Origin of the sequence: Actinomyces sp. oral taxon 897 (assembly GCF_002999235.1) — a bacterium.
Lineage (GTDB): Bacteria > Actinomycetota > Actinomycetes > Actinomycetales > Actinomycetaceae > Actinomyces.
The window spans coordinates 2,881,445-2,905,319 of record NZ_CP027236.1 but is presented as its reverse complement, the minus strand read 5'-3'; the positions used below and the strand labels follow the sequence as shown (position 1 = coordinate 2,905,319).

Annotated in this window: 23 protein-coding genes and 1 pseudogene; 7 read left to right on the top strand and 17 right to left on the bottom strand. The window is 71.9% G+C overall.

What is annotated here, in order from left to right; genetic code table 11:
• Positions 1–114: 114 nt before the first annotated feature.
• Both C3V41_RS11450 and C3V41_RS11445 read right to left on the bottom strand, forming a co-directional pair.
• Entirely contained in the window at positions 115–630 is a 516-nt protein-coding gene (locus tag C3V41_RS11450; RefSeq protein ID WP_106110358.1) for a TM2 domain-containing protein, read from the bottom strand.
• Between the two features lie 130 nt (positions 631–760).
• Positions 761–1,282 carry an NINE protein gene (locus C3V41_RS11445; RefSeq protein WP_106110357.1) on the bottom strand — a complete coding sequence of 174 codons (522 nt, stop codon included), beginning with the start codon at positions 1,280–1,282 and terminating at the stop codon, positions 761–763.
• Positions 1,283–1,424: 142 nt separating this feature from the next.
• Here C3V41_RS11445 and C3V41_RS11440 point away from each other — a divergent pair, with 142 nt between their 5' ends.
• Genes C3V41_RS11440 through C3V41_RS11435 form a run of 3 tightly spaced genes read left to right on the top strand, consistent with a single transcriptional unit; the run spans position 1,425 to position 4,174 of the window.
• Positions 1,425–2,858, top strand: a complete 1,434-nt coding sequence (locus C3V41_RS11440; RefSeq protein ID WP_106110356.1) for a glycosyltransferase — start codon at positions 1,425–1,427, stop codon at positions 2,856–2,858.
• Positions 2,859–2,905: 47 nt separating this feature from the next.
• Positions 2,906–3,112 (top strand): hypothetical protein, encoded by a 207-nt coding sequence (locus C3V41_RS12960; protein ID WP_129591605.1) that lies wholly within the window; start codon positions 2,906–2,908, stop codon positions 3,110–3,112.
• Positions 3,113–3,151: 39 nt separating this feature from the next.
• A complete protein-coding gene (locus C3V41_RS11435) occupies positions 3,152–4,174 on the top strand; it encodes a hypothetical protein (protein ID WP_106110355.1) in 1,023 nt (340 codons plus the stop codon).
• A 128-nt stretch (positions 4,175–4,302) separates the two neighbouring features.
• On the opposite strand, the gene purQ is transcribed toward C3V41_RS11435, so the two are convergent.
• The 10 genes from purQ to purD form a co-directional block, all read right to left on the bottom strand.
• The gene (gene purQ / locus C3V41_RS11430; RefSeq protein WP_106110354.1) at positions 4,303–5,022 is read right to left on the bottom strand and encodes a phosphoribosylformylglycinamidine synthase subunit PurQ; all 720 of its coding nucleotides are present in this window, start codon (positions 5,020–5,022) and stop codon (positions 4,303–4,305) included.
• 3 nt (positions 5,023–5,025) lie between these two features.
• On the bottom strand, positions 5,026–5,277 hold the full coding sequence (locus tag C3V41_RS11425) for a phosphoribosylformylglycinamidine synthase subunit PurS (RefSeq protein ID WP_106110353.1): 252 nt from the start codon (positions 5,275–5,277) through the stop codon (positions 5,026–5,028).
• 211 nt (positions 5,278–5,488) lie between these two features.
• Entirely contained in the window at positions 5,489–6,415 is a 927-nt protein-coding gene (locus C3V41_RS11415) for an LCP family protein (protein WP_254423590.1), read from the bottom strand.
• A gap of 213 nt (positions 6,416–6,628) precedes the next feature.
• The gene (locus C3V41_RS11410; RefSeq protein WP_106110351.1) at positions 6,629–7,591 is read right to left on the bottom strand and encodes a hypothetical protein; all 963 of its coding nucleotides are present in this window, start codon (positions 7,589–7,591) and stop codon (positions 6,629–6,631) included.
• A 146-nt stretch (positions 7,592–7,737) separates the two neighbouring features.
• Entirely contained in the window at positions 7,738–8,544 is an 807-nt protein-coding gene (locus C3V41_RS14045; protein WP_254423589.1) for a PsbA protein, read from the bottom strand.
• Positions 8,541–9,308 (bottom strand): hypothetical protein, encoded by a 768-nt coding sequence (locus C3V41_RS11400; RefSeq protein WP_254423588.1) that lies wholly within the window; start codon positions 9,306–9,308, stop codon positions 8,541–8,543. Before C3V41_RS11400 ends, C3V41_RS14045 begins: the two co-directional genes overlap by 4 nt.
• The gene (locus C3V41_RS11395; RefSeq protein WP_106110350.1) at positions 9,305–10,213 is read right to left on the bottom strand and encodes a phosphoribosylaminoimidazolesuccinocarboxamide synthase; all 909 of its coding nucleotides are present in this window, start codon (positions 10,211–10,213) and stop codon (positions 9,305–9,307) included. The genes C3V41_RS11400 and C3V41_RS11395 overlap by 4 nt, the downstream gene beginning before the upstream one ends.
• Positions 10,214–10,295: 82 nt before the next feature.
• On the bottom strand, positions 10,296–10,961 hold the full coding sequence (locus C3V41_RS11390) for a hypothetical protein (protein ID WP_106110349.1): 666 nt from the start codon (positions 10,959–10,961) through the stop codon (positions 10,296–10,298).
• A 178-nt stretch (positions 10,962–11,139) separates the two neighbouring features.
• A complete protein-coding gene (locus C3V41_RS11385) occupies positions 11,140–11,727 on the bottom strand; it encodes a hypothetical protein (protein WP_129591604.1) in 588 nt (195 codons plus the stop codon).
• 3 nt (positions 11,728–11,730) lie between these two features.
• A complete protein-coding gene (gene purD / locus C3V41_RS11380; protein ID WP_106110347.1) occupies positions 11,731–12,984 on the bottom strand; it encodes a phosphoribosylamine--glycine ligase in 1,254 nt (417 codons plus the stop codon).
• Between the two features lie 346 nt (positions 12,985–13,330).
• Between purD and C3V41_RS11375 the strand changes: the two genes are divergently transcribed.
• Entirely contained in the window at positions 13,331–14,641 is a 1,311-nt protein-coding gene (locus C3V41_RS11375; protein ID WP_106110346.1) for a hypothetical protein, read from the top strand.
• 271 nt (positions 14,642–14,912) lie between these two features.
• Here C3V41_RS11375 and C3V41_RS11370 read toward each other — a convergent pair whose 3' ends face one another.
• Entirely contained in the window at positions 14,913–16,757 is a 1,845-nt protein-coding gene (locus C3V41_RS11370) for a phosphoenolpyruvate carboxykinase (GTP) (protein WP_106110345.1), read from the bottom strand.
• 320 nt (positions 16,758–17,077) lie between these two features.
• Between C3V41_RS11370 and C3V41_RS11365 the strand changes: the two genes are divergently transcribed.
• The 3 genes from C3V41_RS11365 (at position 17,078) to C3V41_RS11360 (ending at position 19,868) form a co-directional block, all read left to right on the top strand.
• Positions 17,078–17,893, top strand: coding sequence for an LppM family (lipo)protein (locus C3V41_RS11365; protein WP_106110344.1), 816 nt, complete (start codon positions 17,078–17,080; stop codon positions 17,891–17,893).
• Between the two features lie 120 nt (positions 17,894–18,013).
• Positions 18,014–18,865, top strand: a complete 852-nt coding sequence (locus C3V41_RS13245) for an LppM family (lipo)protein (protein WP_165271553.1) — start codon at positions 18,014–18,016, stop codon at positions 18,863–18,865.
• Positions 18,866–19,076: 211 nt separating this feature from the next.
• Positions 19,077–19,868, top strand: coding sequence for an LppM family (lipo)protein (locus C3V41_RS11360; protein ID WP_106110343.1), 792 nt, complete (start codon positions 19,077–19,079; stop codon positions 19,866–19,868).
• 132 nt (positions 19,869–20,000) lie between these two features.
• Here C3V41_RS11360 and C3V41_RS11355 read toward each other — a convergent pair.
• The 4 genes and pseudogenes from C3V41_RS11355 to C3V41_RS11340 form a co-directional block, all read right to left on the bottom strand.
• Positions 20,001–21,286: pseudogene (locus C3V41_RS11355) on the bottom strand (adenylosuccinate synthase).
• A 91-nt stretch (positions 21,287–21,377) separates the two neighbouring features.
• The gene (locus C3V41_RS11350) at positions 21,378–22,007 is read right to left on the bottom strand and encodes a DUF624 domain-containing protein (RefSeq protein ID WP_106110342.1); all 630 of its coding nucleotides are present in this window, start codon (positions 22,005–22,007) and stop codon (positions 21,378–21,380) included.
• A 41-nt stretch (positions 22,008–22,048) separates the two neighbouring features.
• Positions 22,049–22,939 (bottom strand): carbohydrate ABC transporter permease, encoded by an 891-nt coding sequence (locus C3V41_RS11345; RefSeq protein ID WP_106110341.1) that lies wholly within the window; start codon positions 22,937–22,939, stop codon positions 22,049–22,051.
• Positions 22,939–23,784: a carbohydrate ABC transporter permease gene (locus tag C3V41_RS11340; protein ID WP_106110340.1), complete on the bottom strand. Its 846-nt coding sequence runs from the start codon at positions 23,782–23,784 to the stop codon at positions 22,939–22,941. Before C3V41_RS11340 ends, C3V41_RS11345 begins: the two co-directional genes overlap by 1 nt.
• Between the last annotated feature and the right edge of the window lie 91 nt (positions 23,785–23,875).

The following is a 23,875-nucleotide window of genomic DNA, read 5'->3' as shown; positions in this document are numbered from 1 at the left end:
GGAGGGTAGAGCCAGGCCCTGAGGATACCGTCGGCCCCGGCAGCACCAGGTCAGGGCCGACGGCGTGGCGCAGGGCGCACCCGCGGCGCGAGACGCACGGCCCCGGGCGCCCTCTCAGACGAGGCTGCCGTCCTTGGAGGCGAGGATCATAATGAACTCGACAAAGGTCCAGAGGCCGTTGACCGAGTAGACGATCCAGGCGATGATGAAGGGGACGGTCGTCGTGATGCTGTCCTCAACATACGAGTACGAGTACGGGTACGAGTAGGGGCTGACGACGTACGAGGGCTCGTAGGTGGCAATGCTGATAATAAGGAGGATGAGCCCGATGGCGAAGAGGACAATGTGCCCGATCGCCTGGGCGGTCTGCTTCCGGTAGAAGTTGTGGGCCCCGAACCAGCCCAGGAAGAAGGCCAGGAGGGCCGCGGTCGACTTGGACCTGGCGTTCGGGTTCTGCGGGTACAGGTAGGGCTGCGCGTACCCGGGCTGGGGGACGTAGCCCTGGGGCGCGTAGCCCGGCTGGGCGGGATAGCCGGGCTGAGGAGCGTACCCGGGCTGGGGGACGTAGCCCTGGGGCGCGTAGCCCGGCTGGGCGGGATAGTTGGGCTGGTAGAAGGGATCCTGGCTCATAGCCTCTCCTCAGGGTCGTGGACGGTGAAAGACGGTTGGTGCAAGGGCGGCGGCGCAGGCCCGGCGCCCCGGAGGACGGCGCCTTTAGGATCCGGCCGTCGGCACGGGGACGCGCCCGGTCAGGGCGGGTTCAGGTGAGCCTGCCGTCGTCGGACACCAGGACGATAATGAACTCGATAAAAGCCCACAGGGCGTTGACCCCCAAGACAAACAGGGAGCCGAGCGTCAGGAGCCCGACGGTAAACTCCTTGTCACTCCCATTCGGGATGTAGGGGTCATTCGCCACCATGACAAGGGCGGTCACGAACAGGGCAATGGCCAGCACCGCCATGACGAGGTGGCCGATCGCCCGGCCGGTCTGCCTCTGGTAGAAGTTGTGGGCCCCGGCCCAGCCCAGGAAGAAGGCCAGGACGGCCGCGGCCGCCTTGGACTTGGGCACGGCGTACTGGGGGTCGGCGTACATGACGGCCTGGCCCGCGTAGGGCTGGGCGGCGTATGCCTGACCAGCATAGGCCTGGCCCGCGTAGGCCTGGCCCGCGTAGGGATCCTGCGCCGAGGGCGCGTAGGGGGCGCCCGCCTGCGGTGCGGAGGGCGCGTAGGGCGAGGCGCCCGAGGGGTCGTAGGGCTGGGGAGCGTAGGGGTTCTGGCCCACGGTTCCTCCTGGGGGAGATAGGGACGGACGCACGGTTCAGGGCACCATTCTGGCAGCCCCCGGCACCCGCTATCCTGGCACAAAACGAGACACGACCCCCGCAGTGCTGCGCATCACAAGAAAAAGAGGCAGGATTTGGACTATGAGAACCATTGACGTCGCCCCCCTGCACCTGGCCGACCTCGCCTCGCACCTGGACGAGGTCGCCACCCGCCGCCTGCGTGACGGGGTCGAGGCCGCCCACGGCCTCCTTGACGGCCGTACCGTGTGGACCGTCACCCCCAACGCCTCCGCGGGCAGCGGCCCGGCGGAGATCGTCGCCCCCATTGTGGGATACGCCATTGAGCAGGGCATTGACGCCCGCTGGCTCATCCTGGACGCCCCCGCCGAGTTCCTCACCATCTCGGCCCGGCTCCACGCCGGCATCCACGGCGACCGCGGCGACGGCGGCCGGCTGGGGGAGAAGCAGCGCGACATCTACGAGCACGTCCTGAGCTCCAACGCCGAGAACGTCGAGGGGGTGCGCGACGGCGACGTCGTCATCCTCCACGACCCGCCCACGGCCGGCCTGGCGCGGTTCTTCAAGGCGGCCGGCGCCACCGTCGTGTGGCGCTGCCACCTGGGCACGCAGGACGCCGGCGAGGCCGGCCAGCACGCCTGGGCCTTCCTGGACCGCTACCTGGAGGACACCGACCTCACGGTCGTCTCCTGCGAGGAGTACCGCCCGCCCTTCACCGAGGTCGAGCGCTGCGCCGTCATCCCGCCGTCGATCAACCCCGACAGCCCCAAGAACCAGGTCCTGGGCCTGGACGAGGCCTGGTCGGTGGCCCGCCTCTCGGGGGTGTTCGCCGGTGAGCCGCCCTTTGAGGCGGTGCCCTTCGTGCGCGAGGACGGCCGTCCGGACGCCATCCGGGCCACCGCCGACGCCGCCGGTCAGGTCACCGGCGTCAACCTGCCGGTCCCGCTGGGCTCGCGCGTGGTCACCCAGGTCTCCCGCTGGGACCCGCTCAAGGGCATGGAGGAGCTCGTGGAGGTCTTCGCCGCCCACCTGGCCGACCTGCCCGAGGACACCCACCTGCTCCTGGTGGGCCCGCAGCCCGACCCGGACCGGGAGGCACAGGCGCAGCGGGTCCTGGAGGAGGTCCTGGAGGCGGTGGACCTCCTGCCCCGCTCAGCGGCCCGTCGCGTCCACGTGGCGGCCATCCCCGCGCGGGACCGGGAGGTCAACGCCGTGACGGTCAACGCCCTCCAGCGGGTGAGCACGGTGGTCACCCAGCGCTCCCTGGTGGAGGCCTTCGGCCTGACGGTGGCCGAGGCCATGTGGAAGAAGGCGCCCGTGGTGGCCTCGGCCGTGGGCGGTATCAGGGACCAGGTGGAGGACGGCCTCACCGGGTGCCTCGTGGATCCCGGCGACGGCGCCGCCTGGGCGTCCGCGGTCTCCAGCCTCCTGCTGTTCCCGGAGCGGGCTGGCGAGATGGGGCAGGCGGCCCACGAGTCGGTGCGCCGCTCCTTCCTGCCTGACCGCCACATGCTCCAGCTCATTGACGTCCTGGCCCAGGCCATCGACATCGCCTGAGGGGCCCGCGGGCCGGCCGGTGGGCAGGCCCCAGGCGGCCTAGCCCCATGAACCCGGTTACCGTACCAGGACGACTCCGCCCCCTGGCCGCCACCAGGGTCCTCGTGCTCGCCTGCCTGGCGACCACCTGCACGTGGCTGGTCCTCGCATCGGCCTTCACCGAGTACTCGTTGCACCTCAGGCTCATGCCCCTGTACTCCGCGGTGACGCTCGCCGTCTCGCTCTACCAGGCACGACAGGGCCGGGCACCGTGACTGGCCCTGGCCGTCGGCATCCTGGGGACGTACGACGCCGTGACAACATGCCTCTTCCTCTACTACGAGCTCACCGTCCTCCTCCCCCCGTACTACGTACTCAGTCTGGGCCTGACCGCCCTCTGCCACCAGGCGGTCCTGGTGCTCCACGCCCTGCTGGTCCTCGTCGCGCTGCCGGCCACGAGGACCGCGCCCGCGCCTGCCCGCCACATCCTGGTCCTGCGGGCGGGGGCCACGGCCCTCGGTCTTCTCGTCATTAGGACGGTCCTGGCCTGTCCGCTCACCCTCTGGGAGGACTACTCCCGCTACGGCCGCCTGTCCCCTGACGCCATCCTCACCCTGACCACCGGCATGACGTGGAGCACCGTCCTCGGCCCGCCTCTGGGGACAGCCAGGCCCGTCCCCCTCCTGCCAGCCTCCGTCACAATCCTGGTCGTCCTCGGCGTCCTGGCGGTGGTGCCCCTCCTGGACCTGCACCGGGCGTTCCGGGACCTGCCCGAGGCGGACCCGTCCCGGGCCCGGATCCGCAGGATCCGGACCCTGCTGTCAGTCGCCGTCGTGCTGCTCACCGCCCAGGTCCTGTGGGGTGACTGGCTGGCACACGGGTCCGTGTTCAACAACCAGTGGACCTGGCTCACCCACGTCCTGTCGGTCTTCCTCATGCTCGCTGCCTTGTGCGGGCTGTGGGGGGTGCCGGGCGGGCCGCGCGACCCGCGCACCGGCAGGTGCCTGGTGGTGGTACCAAGGACCTATCACGCCACGGCTGACACGCTCGCGGTCTGGAGGACCCTGGGCGGAGGTCCCCTCCGGCAAGGATCCCCCGGCACTGACCAGGACCCGCGCTACCGGCTCCCCTCGCCGTCGGTCACCTTCTGGGTGTCCTGCCTCACGGGTCCGGGTGGCCTGGTCCCGCTCATAAAGGGCAACGCCGCCGCCCAGTCGGAGGGGATCCTCACCTTCTCCTACCTGGTCGCCTTCGCCCTGGGGACGGTGACCTGCGTCCTGCTCGTCACCGTGGCGGTGGTGGACTGGCACCTCGTCATCGGCCCCCTGCCGTTCTAGGAGCAGGCAGGGCAGCAGGGCCGCCCCCTGGCCCCCGCCAGGCCCCCACCAGGGCCGGGCACGGTGCGAGCCGGGCACGGCGTACGGCGGGCCCGGCACGGGCCTGGCCCCCACCGGTACGTGGGGCGTCAGGCGCCCACGAGGCAGCTGATCACGGACTGGAAGAGGCGCAGGCCGTCCACGCCCCGGCGCATGCCCGCCGGGCTGTCCGGGCCGAACCCGGGCTCGACAGCGTGCTCGGGATGGGGCATGAGGCCCACCACGTTGCCGCGCCGGTTGCGCACACCGGCGATGTCACGGGCGGAGCCGTTGGGGTTGGAGCCCAGGTAGCGGAAGACCACCAGGCCCTCGCCCTCGAGGCGGTCGAGCTCGGCCGGTGAGGCGATGAAGTTCCCCTCGCCGTTCTTCATGGGCACGACGACCTCCTCACCCTGGTCAAAGGACCCCGTCCAGGCGGTGGTGACGGACTCCACGCGCAGACGCTGCTCGGTGCAGACAAAGCGCTGGTGGTCGTTGCGGATGAGGGCCCCGGGCAGCAGGTGGGCCTCGGTGAGGACCTGGAAGCCGTTGCAGATGCCCAGCACCGGCATACCCGCCCTGGCGGCGGCCACCACCTCGTCCATGACGGGGGCGAAGCGGGCGATCGCCCCGCAGCGCAGGTAGTCGCCGTAGGAGAAGCCCCCGGGGACGACGACGGCGTCCACGCCGTGGAGGTCAGCGTCCTTGTGCCACAGGGTCACCGGCTCGGCCCCGGCCAGGCGCACCGCGCGCAGGGCGTCGACGTCGTCCAGGGTGCCGGGGAAGGTGACCACGCCAATGCGGGCGCCGGTCGGCGCTGGGGTGCTCATGGCTCAGGCCTCCTCGGCGTGCACGGAGACGACGTCCTCAATGATCGGGTTGGACAGGAGCTTGTCGGCGGCCTGGCGGGCGGCCTCCAGGTGCGCCGGGGTGACCGGGCCGTCCACGCTCAGCTCAAAGCGGCGGCCCTGGCGTACGGCGGTGAACTGGTCGAACCCGAGGCGGGGCAGGCTGCCCACGACGGCCTTGCCCTGAGGGTCCAGGATCTCGGGCTTGGGCATGACCTCGACGACAATGCGTCCCATCGGCTCTCCTCGGGGGAAGGTAGGTGTCTGCGCGATTCAGCCTACCTGCTCAGCGGGGGCGCCGCCCGTCCAGGCGACCACCGGGCCACTCGTCCCCGACCAGGTCCGACCGGGCTCAGGGGCCCGCCCCGGACCCGCGCCCGGCAGATCTCAGCAGGTCCCAGCGGGGCCCGGCAGACCTTGGCAGGGCCCGGCAGGCGGCCGGCCCGCCTCAGGATGCCGGGGTGCAGGTGCCCCGGGTGTAGCCGTAGGCGGCCAGGGCCTCAAAGGTCTGAGGGGTCGGCGGGGCGACGAAGGCGCCCTCCAGGTCCGGCGCGGGCACGGTGACGCTGCTCAGGGCCCCCTCGCGGGCCGTGGCGGCCGAGCGGGCCAGGGAGACCAGGTCCCACACACTGGTGCCTGTGTCCAGGGTGAGGTCCCCGGCGATGTCGTGGGCCAGGGCGTGGGCACGCAGCGGGTCGCGCACCTGCCGGGCCAGGGCCGCCAGGAGGGAGCGCATGACCGACGCGCTGAACTCGCTGCGACGTCGGGCCCCCTCCGAGGCGGGCAGGGCGGTCCACACCCCGTCCCGGAGCACCTCCGGGTGGCGTGAGCGCACCAGGGCCAGCGCGTCCACGCCGCTCAGGTGCTGGGTGCCGCCGGGCAGGTCCAGCCCGGCGCGGGCGTCACGCACCGGCTCGGCCACCTCCACGTCCACCCCTCCCAGGGCGTCCACGAGGCGCGCGAACTGGGCCATGTCCACCACCACCAGGTGGGTGGCCCTGACCCCCAGGCCGGTGCACAGCAGGTCCACGGTGGCCTGGGGCCCGCGAAGGTAGCTGGCGGCCAGGCGGTCCACGGTCCCGTCCGCCCCGACCAGCATGAGGTCACGGGGCAGGCCCAGGATCCGGGTCCCCTGGCTGCCGGGCTGGAGCAGCAGGACGACGTCGGCCCTCTGGCCGCTCACGTCCTCGGGGGCGCCGTAGCGTGCGGGGCCGTCGGGCAGGTCCTGGCGGGAGTCGGTGCCCACGAGGAGCCAGGTCTCCGGGGGCCCGCCTGAGCCGGTAGCGGCAGGGAGGGCCAGATCCACGTAGTCGGGCCGGTAGGCCAGGACAGCCAGATCCGCCCCCAGCGCCACCAGGAGGACGACCAGGACCACCGCCACGAGGGAGGTGAGCCCCCGCCACGAGCGCAGGGACGGGCGCCAGCGCCGCAGGCCGCCCCGCAGGTGCGGGCCGCCCCGTGAGAGGAGCCGCGGACGGCGCGTCGGGCCCGCGGCGCCGTCGGACCGGGGACGCCCCTCCGCCGGGGCCAGGGCCTGCGGACAGGTCCTGGCCCCGGCGGAGGAGTCAGGTGAGAGGGCAGCCAGGGGTCAGGCCCGACGCCGACGTGCGACGGTCACTGCCCCCACGCCGACGAGGACCGCGGCGCCCAGGGCCAGGGTGGCGTCGACACCGGTCCTGGCCAGGTCGCTGCCGCCGGGCTTCTTGGTCCCGCTGGCGGGCTGGGCGGAGGGCACTCCGGGGTCGTCGTCCTTGCTCGCGGCCATATTGCCGTCGCTGGCGCCGTTGGCGAAGCTGAACAGGCCGCCCGAGACCTTAATGAGGGTCAGGCTCGCGGCGGACTCGCCGTAGCGGCTCCCCGTCAGCACCAGCTTGTAACGGCCGTCCGGGACGCCTCCCGGTGCGGCCAGGGAGCCGAGGACCTTGCCCTCAGCGTCCACGGTGAGGGTGCCGACCTGGTAGGTGACGGACTCGTCAGTGGTGTCCACCAGGCTGACGGACACGGTCTCACCAGGGGTGAAGCCGTTGCCCCCGACGTTAAAGGACTGGGCGCCCACGGAGGCCCCCTCAATGGTGTAGGTACCAGTGACGTGGGTGTTGTCGAAGTAGATGGGCACGCTCACGGCCCGGGTGGCGTCGTTGTAGCCGTAGCAGCCCACGGACAGGGTCCAGCCGTCCTCGTTCACGTCGCCGCCGTGGGCCGTCACCATCTCGGCGATATTGAGCTCCGTGGACCAGTTGCCGTCCGGGTCAGGGCGCGTGGACGCGGAGACGTCCTGGAGGCCGCTCTGACCGTTGTGGAGCAGGGAGACGCGGACCTGCGGGGCGTACTCCTGCTTGTCCGGGTCCGTCGTCTTGGAGAACTCGTTGGAGCAGCCGGAGCCGTTGAGGACCACGGAGGTGCTTGCGGGGTCAAGCGCCTGGCTGCCGATGTGGACGGTGAACCCGTCCGTGCTGTTGTCGTAGGCGAGGGCCGGGGAGGCTAGCGGGCCGCTGGTGGCGGCCAGGGCCGCGCCAACGCTCAGGATGGCGGCGGTACGTCCGAGACGCATTGGTTCCTCCAGGTGGATATGGGATCTAGGACCAGGGACGTGGCGTGGGACAGGCCACGACGCAGCATGATTCTATCGTCCCCGAAGGCAGGGACAGGCCCGCTGACCGCCAGAGGTGACGTGACTCTCACAACGAACCGCGTGAGTCAGTACACCCCCAGCCAGTCAGCGGCCAGGCGTATGGCGGTGATCCCCCCGACGGCCAGGGCCGCCGTCGCCAGGAGCCAGGCGGGCCCCAGGACCAGGGCGACCACCGCGCACACCAGGGCGGCGGCGAGCATGAACCCGCCCACGGCCCCGGCCACGCCCGCGGGGGCGTGCCTGGAGGGGTCCACCGTCGAGGTCCCCATCATGGGCGTGGGCCCGGAGGTGACACGTACCCGCGGCGGCCCCCCGTCCTGCCGGCCCGCACCGGCGGGGCCCGCCCCCAGGAGCCGACGAGGGTCGGCGACCTCCACCGATCCGCTGGTCAGGCCCGCGGCGGCGTCTACGAGGGTCGGCGTCCAGCGGTCCGCCTCCCTGCGCACCGGGGTGCCTCCCGCCCAGGCGAGGTAGCCGGCGGCAGCGACCAGGCCCGCCCCTCCCAGGGCGGCCACCAGCCACGGCGGGATCCAGGGGTGCCCGGCCTGGGCGCTGCGGGCCAGGTTCATGGCGGCGCTGGTGGCCAGGACCAGTCCCAGGAGGGCGAAGACGACCCCCATGAGACGCTGGCGGCGGGCCGTGGCGCCCCAGGGCGAGCCCCGGCGCGGGGCAGCGGCGTCGGCGGGCCCGCCCCAGTCGGTGGCGTCCTGCTGGCCGCGAGCGCCGAGACCAGGACTCCCCCACCTCGTGGCGCCCTCCTGGTCGAGGTCGACGGCGTCCTGGTGGACCGGCTGGCGGGGGCCGCCCCAGTCCACGCCGGAGGCGGGCTCGCCCCGGGGGCGGCGGGCGGGCCGCTGCTGGCGGGCGGTCACGACAGCACCTGCCCCAGGACGGAGGCCAGTCCCAGGGCCAGCAGGACGAACCCCAGCGTGCCAGCCAGGAGCTGGACCAGCCGCGCCAGGCTCTCCCCGGTGGTGGTGCCGGCCAGGTGCTCGTCCGCCCACCGGCCCGGGGCGGAGGCGGCCACCAGGGTGGTCACGGGCCCGGAGACCACGTCCAGGGTGGTCAGCTCGCGGCGGTCGGGATCCGCCTCGGGCAGGGTGAGCTCACCGGCGACGGTGCGCAGGACCAGCTGGCCCGCGGTGTGCCCCGCGGCACGGCCCTCGTGATGCCCGCGGGCCCGGGACGCCGCCTGGGGCGACCCGTCCGCCTCCTGCCGGCCCCTGCGCCACCGGCGCCGGGTGCGTGCCGGGTCGTCCTGGCGGAGCCGGTCACGCCGGGCGGCCCGGGAGCGGACCCGGGCCAGGCGCAGACGCGGCGCGTTGACCACCAGGGAACGGGCCGGGACCCGCAGGACGGCCAGGAGGGCCAGGCCCACCACGACCAGGGAGGTCCCGCCGAGCAGGGCGGCGACCCCGTGCGCGCCCAGGGCGTTGCTGACCGCCGCCCCCAGGGCGAGGACCACGACCATCCCGGTCCCGGCCAGGACGACGACCAGCCCGGGACCGGGGCGGAAGGTGCGTTGGCTGGCGGCCTCAGGGGGCTCTGCCGCGTCGGCACCCGGCCCGGGCGGGCTGGCGGGCCCGGGCGGGGATCCCCGCCCTGAGGCCGTCGGCGGCACTGACCGCTTGGTCATGCCAGCGCCCTGCCGGTGAGCCGCTCGTAGGCCTCCAGGTAGCGCTCCCGGGTGCGCTCGACCACGTCGTCGGGCAGGGCGGGCGGTTCCTGCCCGCTGGCACGGTCCCAGCCCGAGGCCGGGGAGGTGAGCCAGTCACGCACGTACTGCTTGTCGAAGGAGGGCGTGGCCCGCCCCGGGACCCACGCCTCGGCGGGCCAGAAGCGGGAGGAGTCGGGGGTGAGGACCTCGTCGCCCAGGACCAGGGCCCCGGTGGCGTCCGTTCCGAGCTCGAACTTGGTGTCGGCCAGGATAATGCCCCGTTCCCGGGCGAGGAGCGCGGCCCGGGCGTACAGGGCCAGGGTGGTCTCGCGCAGGGCGCTGGCGGCGTGAGGGCCCACCATCTGGACCACGCGCTCAAAGGTGACGTTCTCGTCGTGCTCACCGAGCCCCGCCTTGGCGGCCGGGGTGAAGACCGGCTCGGGCAGGCGGGAGGCCTCGGTGAGCCCGTCGGGCAGGGCGACGCCGCAGACGGACCCGTGCTGCCGGTACTCCGCCAGGCCGGAGCCGGTGAGGTAGCCGCGGGCCACGCACTCCACGGGGTACATGTCCAGGCGGCGGCAGACCATGGCGCGTCCGGCGACCGGCCCGGGCACGTCCAGGCTGAGCAGGTGGCCCGGTACGACGTCGGCCAGGCGCTCGAACCACCACACGCTCAGGGCGGTCAGCACCCTGCCCTTGTCCGGCACGGGGGTGGACAGCACGTGGTCGTAGGCGCTAATGCGGTCGGAGGCCACGACCAGCAGGACGTCCTGGCCCGCCCAGGGGCCGTCGTCGGCGGGGACGTAGACGTCACGGACCTTGCCGCTGGAGCGGTGCTCCCAGCCGGGCAGGGCGGGGGCCTCAGGCAGGCGGGTGTCACTCATGGCCCCATCCTGCCACCAGGAGCCGCAGGCGGGCGCGGGGTGCCGGGCGCAGGACTGCACGGCGCGGGCGCAGCGGCGCGGCTCAGCCGGCCTCGACAGCGGCGACGACGCGGGTGCGCGCCCACATGCGGACCTGCGCGGGGGCGCCCCCGTAGCAGGCCCGCCGGACGCCCTCCCTCGCTGGTCCGTCCAGCTTCACGTACCTGGACCACCCGTCCGGGCCCACCAGGGTGAGGCCGTCGTCGTGGACCACCACCCCGTCAGGCGCCTGGCCCCTGTCCCAGGGCCCGTAGCAGTGTTCCACGTGAATCGTCTCAGGGCCCTCCAGCAGGTCGGCCCCGATCCTGCCGAGGGCCAGGAGAGTGGTCAGCACGCTCACCAGGAGAAGGACCGAGCCCAGGCCGACGGCCAGCACCCTGGCCATCTTTATCCTGAACATGGAGAGGAACCGCGCGTGCTCACGGTCCCAGCCTCCCGTCCCGGGCGCCGCCGCGGCCCTCAGGGTGTCCGCCGCCCCCGACTCCGCCCGGGCGACACGCCCCAGCAGGGGGGCGCTCAGGAGGACTGTCACCGAGACCAGGAGCATCCCCACGGGGTACAGGGCGAGTCGTACCAGGCCGAGGGGGCCCGTACCGGGGAGGACGCCGGGGGTAAGGAAGCAGAGGACCCCGCCGAGCAGCGTCGCACCTGCCACCCTCCACGGCGACACGCTCCAGGAGCTGACCCTGAGCAGACGGGTTAGACGCATGGCAGCATCATGTCACCCGTCCCACGGCACGGCCAAGAACACCTTCCGGGGCCGCAGGGGCGCCCCGCTGCTCCCGGCCCTTACCGTTCCTCCGGGGCCGCAGGGAGGCGCCACGAGGGGCGCGGCGGGGGCCGCAAGGGGCGCGACGTCGCGCCGGCCGGAGCGCGCCAGCAAAGAGCTAGCCCTCGCGCACCTCCAGGACGGGGCCTTTGGAGGGGTACCAGCGCATGGTGAAGGGGGCGTGCGAGGCACACAGGTACCGCAGCTGGCTATCCACGCCGCTGCGCACGGCCCCCGAGACGCTGACGTCCAGCTTCTCCCCTGCCTCGGTGAGCAGGTGCGCCTTGTACTCGCTGCGCGCCCCGGGGCGGCCCAGCGACAGGCACTGGGAGATCCTCAGCTCCTGCGGGCCGGCCACCAGCGACGACACGGTGGCGCCCAGGACGGCGAGGGCCCCGGTCCCGAACAGCACGGCCACGACCGCGATCAGGGTCCTCGCCCAACGCGGACCGCGCCGGGACCCGGCGGGGCCGGCCGCCCGCCGTCCGACCCAGAGCACGGCGCCGAACAGGACGCACCACAGCGTGGCAGTCAGGATGAAGGCGGCCCGCTGCACCCACCACCAGCCCCCGTTGACCGGGGCCACGAGGGCGGTGAGAAGGACCGCCAGGACGGCGACCACGGTACCGGCGACCCGGGCCCACGGCGGCCTCGGGCGGGTCGCCCCGGGAGCCTCCGGCAGCTCCCGGGGCGCTGACCGGCCCACGGGTCAGCGCCCTGCGGCGATGTCGGTGCGGTAGTGGGAGCCGGGCAGGCCCAGGCGCCCCACGGCCTGGTAGGCGCGCTCCCGGGCGGCCTGGACGTCGTCACCCAGGGCCACGACGGACAGGACCCGTCCGCCGGTGGCCACGAGCTCGCCGTCGTCACTGAACCCGGTGCCGGCGTGCAGGACGTGGACGCCCTCCACCTCCTCGGCGGCGTCCAGGCCGGTCAGGAGCCCGCCGGTGGTGACGGCGCCAGGGTAGCCGGGGGCGGCCAGGACGACGTCGACGGCGGCCTCGGGCCTCCAGGTGGGGGCGGGGACCTCGGCCAGGCGCCCGGTGGCGGCGGCGTGGAGGAGCTGGGCCAGGGAGGAGGTCAGGCGGGCCAGGACCACCTGGGTCTCGGGGTCGCCGAAGCGGACGTTGAACTCCACCACCCGCAGCCCCTTGCCGGTCAGGGCCAGCCCGCAGTAGAGCAGGCCGGTGAAGGAGGTGCCGCGGCGGGCCATCTCGTCCACGACCGGCTGGGCGACCTCACGCACCACCTGCTCGGCCAGGTCGGCCGGGGCCCAGGTCAGCGGCGAGTAGGAGCCCATGCCGCCGGTGTTGGGGCCGACGTCGCCGTCCCCGACACGCTTGTAGTCCTGGGCGGGGGCCAGCGGGCGGACGGTGGCGCCGTCGCACACGCAGAACAGGGAGACCTCGGGGCCGTCCAGGTACTCCTCGACGAGGACGCGCCCACCCTGCCTGGCCAGGCAGGAGCGGCCGTGGGCCAGGGCGGCGTCGCGCTCGGAGGTGACGACCACGCCCTTTCCCGCGGCCAGGCCGTCGTCCTTGACCACGTAGGGGGCGCCGAACCGGTCCAGGGCGGCGGCCAGCTCCTCCGGGGTGGAGCACACGACGGCGGTGGCGGTGGGCACGCCCGCGGCGGCCATGACCTCCTTGGCGAACGCCTTGGAGCCCTCCAGGCGGGCGGCCGCGGCGCCGGGGCCGAACACGGGGACACCGGCCTGGCGGACGGCGTCGGCCACACCGGCCACCAGGGGCGCCTCGGGGCCGACGACGACGAGGTCGGCCCCCATCTGGGTGGCCAGCTCGACGGCCTCGACGGGGCTGGTGGGGTCGATGGCGAAGTTGGTGGCGATCATGGCGGTCCCGGGGTTGCCGGGGGCGACGACCAGCTCGGTGGTCTCGGGGGCGTTGACGAGGGCACGGGCCAGGGCGTGCTCTCGCGCGCCGGACCCCAGCAGCAGGATCTTCACTCCTCCACCCTACCGGGGCCCTGCGCTCCCGGCAGGCGCACAGCCACCCACCGCCCCTCACCGCCCCGGCGGGCGCCCACCGCAGCCGCTGGCCCCCGCCGCGGCAACCGGTTACTCACCGCGGCCGCCGGCCCCCCACACGCCGCCGGGTCGAGCCTGGGACGCCTGGTCGGGGCCAGCGTACCGGCACGGCCGCCCACACGCCGCCGCCGGGTCGGGCACCGGCAGCGCGAGCGGATACCATCTACCCCTGTCACCTCCCTCCTACCCTCACAGCCGGAGGGCGCGCCGCCAGGAGGCGTGTCCCTGCCCGGCACCTACCCACCCCGCAAGGACACTCACGAGCATGGACCCCGAGCTGGAGCTAGCCAACCGTGTCGCGGCCCTGCTGGACCAGTCCCTGACCGAGACCGGCGTGCACCACTTCCTCCTGGGGGCGGCTACCCTGCTGGACTCCCCTCCCCACGAGATGCTCGGGCCGGGTATCCGCTTCCGCTGGTACGTGGACGAGCGCGTCATCGAGGTCGGGGCCGCCGCGAACCCGTCCACCGGCGGCTGCTCGGTGACCGTCTCCTCCTTCGACCGCGCCCCGGTCATCGACAGCCGCGAGCACGGCGCCTTCAAGCTGTGGACCCCCGGCAGCGGGCTTCCCTACCAGTGGCTGCTGGTGCTCGACGGCAGGGCCCGGGACTGGCTGCCCTACACCCCGGTCATCACCACCTGGAACGACCTGGACGACACCGTCGGCGACCTGCTCAACACGCTGCCCACCGACATCGCCCTGACCCCGCCGACCTGGCGCCGGCCGCTGGCCTACCGCTGGACCATGGGACCCCAGGCCCCCTGGGCGCAGGTCGCCTTCACCGGCGAGCCTGAGGGGGTCCGGGTCACCACCACCTCCCACGCCGGCGGCAAGAGCGACCTCCTGGTCCCCCGCGCCCTCCTGGAGAGGGGTGAGGTCTCCATGACGGACGTCATTGCGGGCATGGCCGGAGGCACCGCCGTCAGTGAGATGGATCTCATTGGGACCGAGGGGATCCTCACCCAGCCGTCCCGGAGCGACGGCGCCCCAGGCGGCCCGCCCGCCGGGTCCCCGGTCAGCACCCCTCGGACGGGCATGAGCCTGGAGGAGCTGCGCCAGCGCATTGCCACGGGCAGCTCCTCAGACGGGACTGACGACGGGACTGTCGACGGGACGGCCGGACCCGCCCGGCCCGGCCCGGTCGTCCCCTTCCAGCCCGGGATGACGATCCTCGAGGTCCTGGACGTGGTCGAGCAGATCCTGGCCGGCTCCCCCGCCGACGAGGTCCTCACCGCGGCGGGCGCCCGCCCCGCCCCGGTCCCCGGCGGGCCCGGGTACCGGGCGCAGGGGTGGTACGCCCGGCCCCGCTCCGACGGCCTGGAGGTCGCCGTCTCCCCGGAGCCCGCCGCAGGCACCTGCATATCGGTGCGGGACCGGGCGAACTACGCCTGGTATCTGGCCAAGACGATCGAGCACCGCTACGGCGCCCCCTTCGGGCTGCGGGCCAGCAGCACCGGGGCGTTCTGGCGCCTGTTCCAGGTGGGTGGGCAGGGTATCGAGGTGAGCTCCGGGACCGGTACGGTCACCGTGGGGATCAACTCCTTCGAGCACTTCCTGGCCCGGAACTACGCCTGAGCCGGCGTCCACGCGCACCAGCCCCCACGGGAGTACGAACCCCGCGGGAGCACGGGCCGCCGCGGCACGACGGCGCCCGGCCACCCTCTCGGGGTAACCGGGCGCCGTCAACAGGGCGGTCCAGGCAGGGGCCTACCGGGCTGGCCCCTCCGGGGATCCGGGCCCCTCCGGGGATCCGGGCCGGCCCAGGGCGTCCTGGCCCAGGGCTGCCCGGGCCAGCCAGACCAGCCAGACCGGCCTGCTCCGGGCCAGCGCCAGGGCCGGCGTCGGCTCAGGCCCTGGCGGCCGCGATGCGCTCGCGGAAGGCGGCGAGCTGGTCCTTGACGGCCTGGGGGAGCTTGTCACCGAACTGGGCGAAGTACTCCTCGGTCCCGTCCATCTCGGCGGCCCAGGCGTCGGGGTCGATGTCGTACATCTTGGCCCACTCCTCGGCACCCAGGTCCAGGCCCTCGAGGTTGAACTCCTCGAGCTTGGGGTAGCGGCCGGTCACGCCGTCGACGGCGCCCGCCTCGCCGGCGGCACGGCGCACGATCCAGTCCAGCACGCGGGAGTTCTCCCCGTAGCCGGGCCAGATGAACTTGCCGTCCTCGTCCTTGCGGAACCAGTTGACCTGGTAGACCTTGGGGAACTTGTCGCCGAGCTTGTCCTGCATCGTCAGCCAGTGGGCCCAGTAGTCGGCCATGTGGTAGCCGCAGAAGGGCAGCATGGCCATGGGGTCGTGGCGCAGCGAGCCGACCTTGGCGTCCAGGGCGGCGGCGGTGACCTCACTGGCCACGGAGGCGCCGATGAACACGCCGTGGGCGTTCTCGTACTGCTCGGCCACCAGCGGCACGTTGGTGGCGCGGCGGCCGCCGAAGAGGATGGCGTCGATGGCCACGCCCTCGGGGGCCTCCCAGTCGGGGCAGATGATCGGGCACTGCGAGGCCGGGGTGGTGAAGCGGCTGTTGGGGTGGGCGGCCTTCTTACCGGCCGCGGCGTCGGCCGGGGTGTAGTCGTTGCCCTGCCAGTCAATGAGGTGCTCGGGCAGCGGGGCGTCAATGCCCTCCCACCACACGTCGCCGTCGTCGGTCAGGGCGACGTTGGTGAAGATGGAGTTGGCCCTCATGGTGTCCATGGCCATCGGGTTGGTCTTGTAGGACGTGCCCGGGGCGACGCCGAAGAACCCGGCCTCGGGGTTGATGGCGCGCAGGCGGCCGTCGGGGCCGGGGCGCATCCAGGCGATGTCGTCGCCGATGGTCTCCACCTTGTAGCCCGGGATGGTGGGCTGGAGCATGGCGAGGTTGGTCTTGCCGCAGGCCGAGGGGAAGGCGGCGGTGACGTGGTACTGCTTGCCGGTCTTCTCGTCGGTCAGGCGCAGGATGAGCATGTGCTCGGCCATCCAGCCGTCGCGGCGGGCCATGGTGGAGGCGATGCGCAGCGCGTAGCACTTCTTGCCCAGCAGCGCGTTGCCGCCGTAGCCCGAGCCGTAGGACCAGATCTCGTTGGTCTCCGGGAAGTGGGTGATGTACTTCTCGTCGTTACAGGGCCAGGCCGTGTCCTTCTCGTGCTCGGCCAGGGGCGCGCCCACGGAGTGGGCGCAGGGGACCCAGGTGCGGCCCTCGTTGATGAGGTCCATGGCGGCGGCGCCCATGCGAGTCATAATGCGCATGTTGACCACCACGTAGGGCGAGTCGGTGATCTCAATGCCCAGCTGGGAGATAGGGCCGCCCAGGGGGCCCATGGAGAAGGGGATCACGTACATCGTGCGGCCCTTGTAGGTGCCGTCGAACTTCTCGTGGAGGATCTTCTTCATCTCGGCCGGGTCGTACCAGTTGTTGGTGGGACCGGCGTCCTCCTCCTTCTGCGAGCAGATGAAGGTGCGGGACTCCACGCGGGCGACGTCGCTGGGTAGCGAGCGTGCGAGGAAGGAGTTGGGGCGCTTGTCCGGGTTGAGGCGGGTGAACATGCCCGACTCGACCATCTCGCTGGTCAGCCGGTCCCACTCGGCGTCGGAGCCGTCGCAGAAGTAGACGTTCTCGGGCTTGCCGAGCTCGGCGAGGCGGACGGCGAAGGCGACGACGTCCTCTGGGGCGTTGGCCGGTGCGGCAGCGCGGACGTCCTGCTCAGACACAGTCATGTGTGGTCCCTTCCTGGGGGTGCTTGACTCTCGTACGGTCGGGTCAATCCTCTCCCATCTGCCAGGTCGGCGCAGGTTCTTAGGTCCTAAGGACCGGTCTTCGGCTCCCCGAAGCCCGGTGTTCTCCCCCACACACCCGCCCGGGCAGGCGCCCGGGAGCGTCCAGCAGTGCTGCGGCACCGGGGCGCAGGCGCGAGGGCAGACGGGTACGGCGGGCGCCCGGGAGTGCCCTTCAAGGATCCGCCATGAGAGAAGGCCGGGGCGCGAGTCGGCGGGAACGACTTGCCAGGCTCGTGGCCCGTCTCCGTAGACTCGTGCCCATGAGCACCCCCTCACACGCACGCCGCCTCGGCGCCGCCCTGCTTGTCCCCCTGACCCTGCTGCTGTCCGCCTGCGGAGCGCAGATCAGCTTCACCATCCACGACGACGACACCGTCGACTCCACCATACTGGTGTGGGACGAGACGGGCGCGGCCCAGATCAAGGAGAACTGCAACGAGAAGTCCATGACGAAGACGTTCGGCAAGCCCTCAGGGGTCACCCCCACCTACACGGTGACCGACCACAACGGCTCCCCGGCCTGCGAGATAAAGGCCCTCAACGCGCCCATCAGCGACAAGAGCGGGGGCAAGAGCGCCATTACCCACGCGGACGGTAAGTACACCTTCGTCATGGATATGAGCGACAATAAGAACTCCAGCGCGAGCACGTTCGACGTGGAGGTGAGGGTCACCTTCCCCGGTGAGGTCACCGAGGTCTCCGGCAACGGGACCAAGGAGGGCAACACCGCCGTGTGGAAGGCCGCGAACAAGGAGACCAGTGAGCTCAGGGCCGTGGGCGCGGACAAGGGCGGCTCGGCCGTGCTGTGGATCGTCCTGGGCGTCGTCGGCGCCCTGGTCGTCGTCGGCGTCATCGTGACCGTCGTCGTGGTCTCCCGCAAGAAGAAGCAGCAGCCCGGGGCACCTGTCTACGCCCAGCCCGGCCAGGGTGGCTACCCCCAGCCAGGTCAGCCCGGCGGCTACCCCCAGCCCGGCCAGGGTGGCTATGCCCAGCCAGGTCAGCCCGGATACCCCCAGCCAGGTCAGGGTGGCTACCCCCAGAGCGGTGGCTACCCCCAGCCCCCGGCCCAGTACTGACCGGCACCCGATCAGCTGCGTACCTGAGGGAGCCCCGGGAAGCACGTCCCGGGGCTCCCCCTTATTTTTGCCGCTCCCGGGGCTCCCCCTTTTGCCGCGCTCTTCCGTAGACTCCCGTCTATGAGTACCCCCTCACGGTCGCGGCGCCTGGGCGTCGCCCTGCTTACCCCCCTGGTCCTGCTGCTGTCCGCCTGCGGGGCGCAGATCGGCTTCACCATCCACGACGACGACACCTTCGAGCTCACCATGCTGGTGTGGGACGACACGGGATCGGGCACCCTGACCAAGGACACGTGCACCGAGTCGGCAATGGGCGGTTCGTCCGGCCTCCCCTCGGGGACCAAGCCCACCTACACCTTCACCGACCACAACGGCGCCCCGGCCTGCGAGATAAAGACGACCAGGGCGCCTATCAGCTCGGGCAACAAGGACCTCACCATTACCCACGCGGACGGCAGGTACACGTTCCTCATGTCCCACAGCGCCATCGAGAACATGAAGAAGGACCCGCAGACCGCCGCCGCCCTGAACCTGTTCCCCGTGGAGCTGAGGGTCACCTTCCCCGGTGAGGTCACCGAGGTCTCCGGCAACGGGACCAAGGAGGGCAATACCGCCGTGTGGAGCAAGATGGCTGAGGAGACCGGCGACCTCAAGGCCGTGGGCCTGGACGGCAAGCCCACGGCCCCGGCCGACAAGGACGGCTCCTCCGCGGCCGGGAGCTCCTCGACCAGCTCCACCAGCTCCGGGAGCTCCTCCACGCTGTGGATCGTCCTGGGCGTCGTCGGCGCCCTGGTGGCGGTCGGCGTGATCGTGGCCGTCGTCGTGGCCTCCCGCAGGAGGAGCAAGAGGCAGGCGGCGGCCCAGGCGGCCTACCCCTCGAGCTACGCCCCCCAGCAGGGCTACTCCCAGCCTGCGGCTCAGGGCGACTACCAGCAGCCCGACCAGTCCGCCTACCAGCCTCCGCAGTACTAAAGCCCTGTACTGAAGCCCGGCGCGCGAGCCGCTGCCAGCGCACGGGCGGGCCCGCACCTGCTGGTCACCTACCCCCCACGTGCAGCGAGCCGCTACCGACGCACGGGGCGGGCGCTGGCGCAGGAGGCGTGGTGGCGTACGAGCCGCTACCGGTGATAGGGGCGGGACCCGGGTGTCCTGGGCCCCGCCCCCGTCTCCGTAGACTTCTGCCATGACTACCCTCCACCTGCGCCGCCTCGGCCTCGCCCTGGCCCTGCCCGGCGTCCTCCTGCTGTCTGCCTGCGGCGTGCGCGCGGACTTCACGATCCACGACAACGACACCGTTGACTACGGCATGACGCTCTGGGACGACACGGGCTCGGGCGCCCTGACCAAGGACGAGTGCACCAAGAAGCTCGCGGGCACGGGCACCGTGCCCGAGGGGACCAAGGCGACCTACACCTTCACCGAGTACGAGGGCTTCCCCGCCTGCGAGATCAAGGTGTCCGGCGACTCACTGGCCAACTTCGCCTCCACCGGCAAGTCCGGCTCCATCACCCACGCGGACGGCAGCTACACTTTGACCATCCCCAAGGACGTCCTGAGCAGGGAGGCGGACATCGCCCCGGAGGCAGGGATCGAGGGCCTGGAGATGACCATCTCCGCCACCTTCCCGGGCAAGGTCACCGAGGTCTCCGGCAACGGCACCAAGGACGGCAACACGGCCACGTGGAAGAACGTCCTGGACGAGCCCGAGGACCTGCGGGCGGTCGCCGTGGAGGCCTCCGACACCACCATCCTGTCGGGCGCCTCCGGGCGTCTGCTCGTGGGCGGCATCCTGGTACTGGTCGTGGCCGCGGTCGGGTTCGTGGTTGTCCGCAAGAGGAAGGTGCTGGCCGCCCAGGCGGCCGCGGCCAGGACCGGCACCGCCCAGGGGGGCGATGACGCCCCGGGCACGTCCTCCTCCGCCCAGGACGACGTCTCCCAGGACCAGGACGGATCCCGGCACGGGTCCCCGGCGTAGCCCCGACCGGTGCTCGGCCTCCCGCACGCGCCCAGGAGACCGCCGGACACCGGATCCGGCGAGGCCGCCGGGTCCCAGCTCCAGCCGGGCGCCGGCACCGGGCCGGGCCGCGCCCCGCCGTGCCAGCAGGGCTCAGCCCATGAGGCTGCGCCGCACGATGGTGGCCTCCCGCCCGGGGCCCACGCCGATGGCCGAGACGTGGCAGCAGGCCAGCTCCTCGATACGCAGCACGTAGGCCCGGGCCGCCGGGGGCAGGTCCTCGAAGCGGCGCACCCCGGTAATGTCCTCGTCCCAGCCCTCCAGCTCCTCGTAGACGGGCACCGCGTGGTGGAGGTCGCTCTGGGTCAGGGGCATCTCGGTGGTGCGTGTGCCGTCGACGTCGTAGGCCACGCACACGGGCACGGTCCTGTGGCCGGTCAGGACGTCGAGCTTGGTCATGACCAGGTCGGTGAGCCCGTTGACGCGGGCGGCGTAGCGGGTCACCACGGCGTCGTGCCAGCCGCAGCGGCGCGGGCGGCCGGTGGTCACCCCGTACTCGCCGCCCTCGGCGCGCAGGCGCTCGCCCTCGGCCCCGGTCAGCTCGGTGGGGAAGGGCCCCTCCCCCACCCGCGTGGTGTAGGCCTTGACCACGCCCACCACGCGGTCAATGCGGGTGGGCCCTACGCCGGTGCCGGTGCAGGCCCCGCCCGCGGTGGGGTTGGAGGAGGTCACAAAGGGGTAGGTGCCGTGGTCGATGTCGAGCATGGTGGCCTGGCCGGCCTCGAACAGGACGGTCTGACCGGCGTCCAGGGCCCGGTTGAGCACGAGGCTGCAGTCCACGACCATGGGGCGCACCCGCTCGGCGTAGGCCAGGAGCTCGTCGGCCACGGCCTGGGGGTCAATGGGACGGCGGTCGAAGACCTTCTCCAGCAGGCCGTTCTTCTGCTCCAGGGCGCTGCGGACCTTCTGGCGCAGGATAGAGGGGTCGAAGAGGTCCTGGATGCGGATGCCCACGCGGTTCATCTTGTCCGCGTAGGTGGGGCCGATCCCCCGGCCGGTGGTGCCCAGCTGGCGCTCGCCGAGGTAACGCTCGGTGGCGCGGTCCAGGACGCGGTTGTAGGAGGGGATAATGTGGGCGTCGGCGCTGACGCGCAGCCCCGAGACGTCCTTGCCGCGGCTCTCGATCTCGGCGATCTCGGCGAAGAGGACCTCCAGGTCCACCACGACGCCGTTGCCGATAATCGAGGTGACCCCGGGGGTGAGCACGCCCGCGGGAAGCAGGTGGAAGGCGAACTTCTCCCCGTCGATGACCACGGTGTGGCCGGCGTTGTTGCCGCCGTTGAACTTGACGACGTAGTCGACGTCCTGACCGAGCTGGTCAGTCGCCTTGCCCTTTCCCTCGTCCCCCACTGGGTCCCAACGACGACAACGGCTGGCATGGATGCTCCCTGGTCTCATGTGCGGCGTGCCGGTGGGCAGGCCGTCCTCGAGCCTACCGGAGAGCGGGGCGGGAGGGGCGGCGCGCAGGCCCTAGGCCCGGGCGGCGCGCTGCCGGAGGCGGCTCATGGTCCTGCGTTGGAGGAGGGCGATGAGGTAGGCCTGGAAGGCCACCCCCAGCAGCACCGTGAACCAGGCCAGCGCCGCCCAGGAGCCGGGCACGAGCCAGGCCAGCAGGAGGGGCGCGGCCAGGACGCCCAGGCTCGCCGCCGTCAGGCCCAGGGCGCCCACCGCCAGGCGGGCGGCGTTGGCCAGGTGGCGGCCCAGGGGCGCGTCGAAGAAGGCCGTGAGGGGCACCAGCCACACGAGCACGGCCACCAGGAGGAGCACGCCGACCAGGACCAGCCCGGACAGCACCCCCTGCCCGGCCCGCCCCAGGACCAGGCGCTCCCACAGGGCCAGGGCGAGCAGGCCCGCCGTCGGCACCCACCATCCCAGGGAGCGTCCCAGCTCGGCACGGAAAGTGCGCCACCAGGAGGCTGCGACGCCGCCGTCCTGGCCGCGGGCCATGTCCCCGGTCACGCGGGCGCAGGCCGTCAGGGAGGCTCCGGCGGTCAGTACCGGCAGGCAGGCCGTGAGCGTCAGCAGGTTGACGACCACCAGGTCGGCGGCGGCGGACCAGGCCTGGTAGAAGGCCGAGTCGGGGCGGATGAAGGAGGCCACGGCGTTCCTTGTCGGTGGGGCGGGCGGTGACACCGGGGCGTTCAGCCCTTGACGGCGCCGGCCGCCACCCCCTCGATAATGTACTTCTGGCACGCCAGGTAGAAGGCCACGATCGGGATGACCGCCAGCACCAGCATGGCCATCTGCGCGCCGGTGTCCTTGTCCCCGTTGGATCCGATGAGCATCTGGATGACAATGGGGATGGTCTTGTAGCGGTCGTCGCGGCCAATGACCAGGTTGGGCAGGAGGAAGTCGTTCCACACCCACATGGCGTTGAGGATGGCCACGGTCACGGCGGTGGGCTTGAGCAGGGGCATGACCACCCGGAAGTAGGTCTGGAGCGGGGAGCAGCCGTCAATGTAGGCGGCCTCCTCGATCTCCAGGGGGATGGACCTGATGAACCCTGCGAACAGGAAGACGCTCAGTCCCCCGCCAAAGCCCAGGTAGAGGATGATCATGCCCCAGGGCGTGGCCAGCCCGAGCATGTCGGCCACCTTGGAGGTGGGGAACATGACCATCTGGAAGGGGGCGATCATGGAGAAGGCGAAGGCGTAGTAGATCGCGGACGTCAACCAGTTCCTGATGCGCGTAATGTAGTAGGCGGTCATGGCGGTCAGCAGCACAATGACGGACACGGACCCCACCGTGATGAACACGGACCAGCCGATGGCGCGTAGGAACCCGGAGAGCCGCAGGCCGGTGGCATAGTTCTGCAGGCCCGCGAAGGTGTCCCCGAGAGGGAACCCGAAGGGGTCGTCGGAGATGTAGAAGCGACCCTTGAAGGAGTTAACGAGGATAAAGACCAGGGGGACGATCCAGACCAGTGTCAGCAGGGTCAGGACAATGACGGCGGCGTCTCGTCTGGCACTGTACCGGGGAGGACGGTCGTGGACGAGCGTGCTGGTAGAGACGGTCTGGGTGGGGGCGCTCATCAGGCGTCAACCTCCTTGGAACGGGTGGCGCGCAGCTGGACGAGCGCCATGACGGCCACAATGACGAAGAAGATGACCGCCTCCGCCTGGGCCACTCCGGCCTGGTTCCTCTTGACGTACATGGTGTCGACGATGTTGAGGGCGACCATACGGGTCCTCCCCAGCGGGTTCCCGTCGGTCAGGGCGAGGTTCTGGTCGTACATCTTGAAGGTGCTGGTCAGCGTGAGGAAGAGGCAGATGGTAATGGAGGGCATGATCATCGGCAGGGTGACCTTGCGCAGGGTCTGCCAGGAGGAGGCGCCGTCGATCTGGGCGGCCTCTATGAGCTCGGGCGGCACGTTCTGGAGGCCCGCGATGTAGATGATCATCATGTAGCCCATGAGCTGCCAGTTCACCAGCATGACCAGGCCCGCCAGGCCCAGGTGCCAGTCGTTGGTGATGGTCTGGCCCCAGTACTTGAGGACGGCGTTGAGCATGGCCTGCCAGGTGTAGCCCAGGACCAGGCCGCCAATGAGGTTGGGCATGAAGAAGACGGCCCGGAAGAAGTTGGTGCCGCGCAGCCTGCGGGTGAGCATGTAGGCCAGGGCGAAGGCCCCCAGGTTCACCGTGATAATGGAGATCGCGGAGACCAGGGCGGTGAAGCCGAGCGCTGGGATGAAGCCCGAGCCCGGGTCCAGGGCCTTGAGGTAGTTGTCGCCGCCGACCCACTTCGCGTTCGTCAGCGCCTTGAACTTGGTGAACGACAGGTAGAGCCCCATAAAGAAGGGGACGACGAATGCGACGAGAAATGCCAGGAGAGTTGGTCCTGCGAATATCGGGAAGTAGTACTTCAGTGCCTTGGTCATGGGTGCCTCGTGGTGGGGCCGGCGCCTCGGTGCGCCAGCGGGTCGGAGCGGGGGGCGGAGGGGTGGTGGTGGGCGGCGGTGCCCGGCTGGC

Coding starts and splice junctions, on each gene's coding strand:
- C3V41_RS11450 (WP_106110358.1), bottom strand. CDS start 630: ATGAGCCAGGATCCCTTCTACCAGCCCAACTATCCCGCCCAGCCGGGC.
- C3V41_RS11440 (WP_106110356.1), top strand. CDS start 1,425: ATGAGAACCATTGACGTCGCCCCCCTGCACCTGGCCGACCTCGCCTCG.
- C3V41_RS12960 (WP_129591605.1), top strand. CDS start 2,906: ATGAACCCGGTTACCGTACCAGGACGACTCCGCCCCCTGGCCGCCACC.
- purQ (WP_106110354.1), bottom strand. CDS start 5,022: ATGAGCACCCCAGCGCCGACCGGCGCCCGCATTGGCGTGGTCACCTTC.
- C3V41_RS11425 (WP_106110353.1), bottom strand. CDS start 5,277: ATGGGACGCATTGTCGTCGAGGTCATGCCCAAGCCCGAGATCCTGGAC.
- C3V41_RS11410 (WP_106110351.1), bottom strand. CDS start 7,591: ATGCGTCTCGGACGTACCGCCGCCATCCTGAGCGTTGGCGCGGCCCTG.
- C3V41_RS11400 (WP_254423588.1), bottom strand. CDS start 9,308: ATGACCAAGCGGTCAGTGCCGCCGACGGCCTCAGGGCGGGGATCCCCG.
- C3V41_RS11395 (WP_106110350.1), bottom strand. CDS start 10,213: ATGAGTGACACCCGCCTGCCTGAGGCCCCCGCCCTGCCCGGCTGGGAG.
- C3V41_RS11390 (WP_106110349.1), bottom strand. CDS start 10,961: ATGCGTCTAACCCGTCTGCTCAGGGTCAGCTCCTGGAGCGTGTCGCCG.
- C3V41_RS11375 (WP_106110346.1), top strand. CDS start 13,331: ATGGACCCCGAGCTGGAGCTAGCCAACCGTGTCGCGGCCCTGCTGGAC.
- C3V41_RS11370 (WP_106110345.1), bottom strand. CDS start 16,757: ATGACTGTGTCTGAGCAGGACGTCCGCGCTGCCGCACCGGCCAACGCC.
- C3V41_RS11365 (WP_106110344.1), top strand. CDS start 17,078: ATGAGCACCCCCTCACACGCACGCCGCCTCGGCGCCGCCCTGCTTGTC.
- C3V41_RS13245 (WP_165271553.1), top strand. CDS start 18,014: ATGAGTACCCCCTCACGGTCGCGGCGCCTGGGCGTCGCCCTGCTTACC.
- C3V41_RS11360 (WP_106110343.1), top strand. CDS start 19,077: ATGACTACCCTCCACCTGCGCCGCCTCGGCCTCGCCCTGGCCCTGCCC.
- C3V41_RS11345 (WP_106110341.1), bottom strand. CDS start 22,939: ATGAGCGCCCCCACCCAGACCGTCTCTACCAGCACGCTCGTCCACGAC.
- C3V41_RS11340 (WP_106110340.1), bottom strand. CDS start 23,784: ATGACCAAGGCACTGAAGTACTACTTCCCGATATTCGCAGGACCAACT.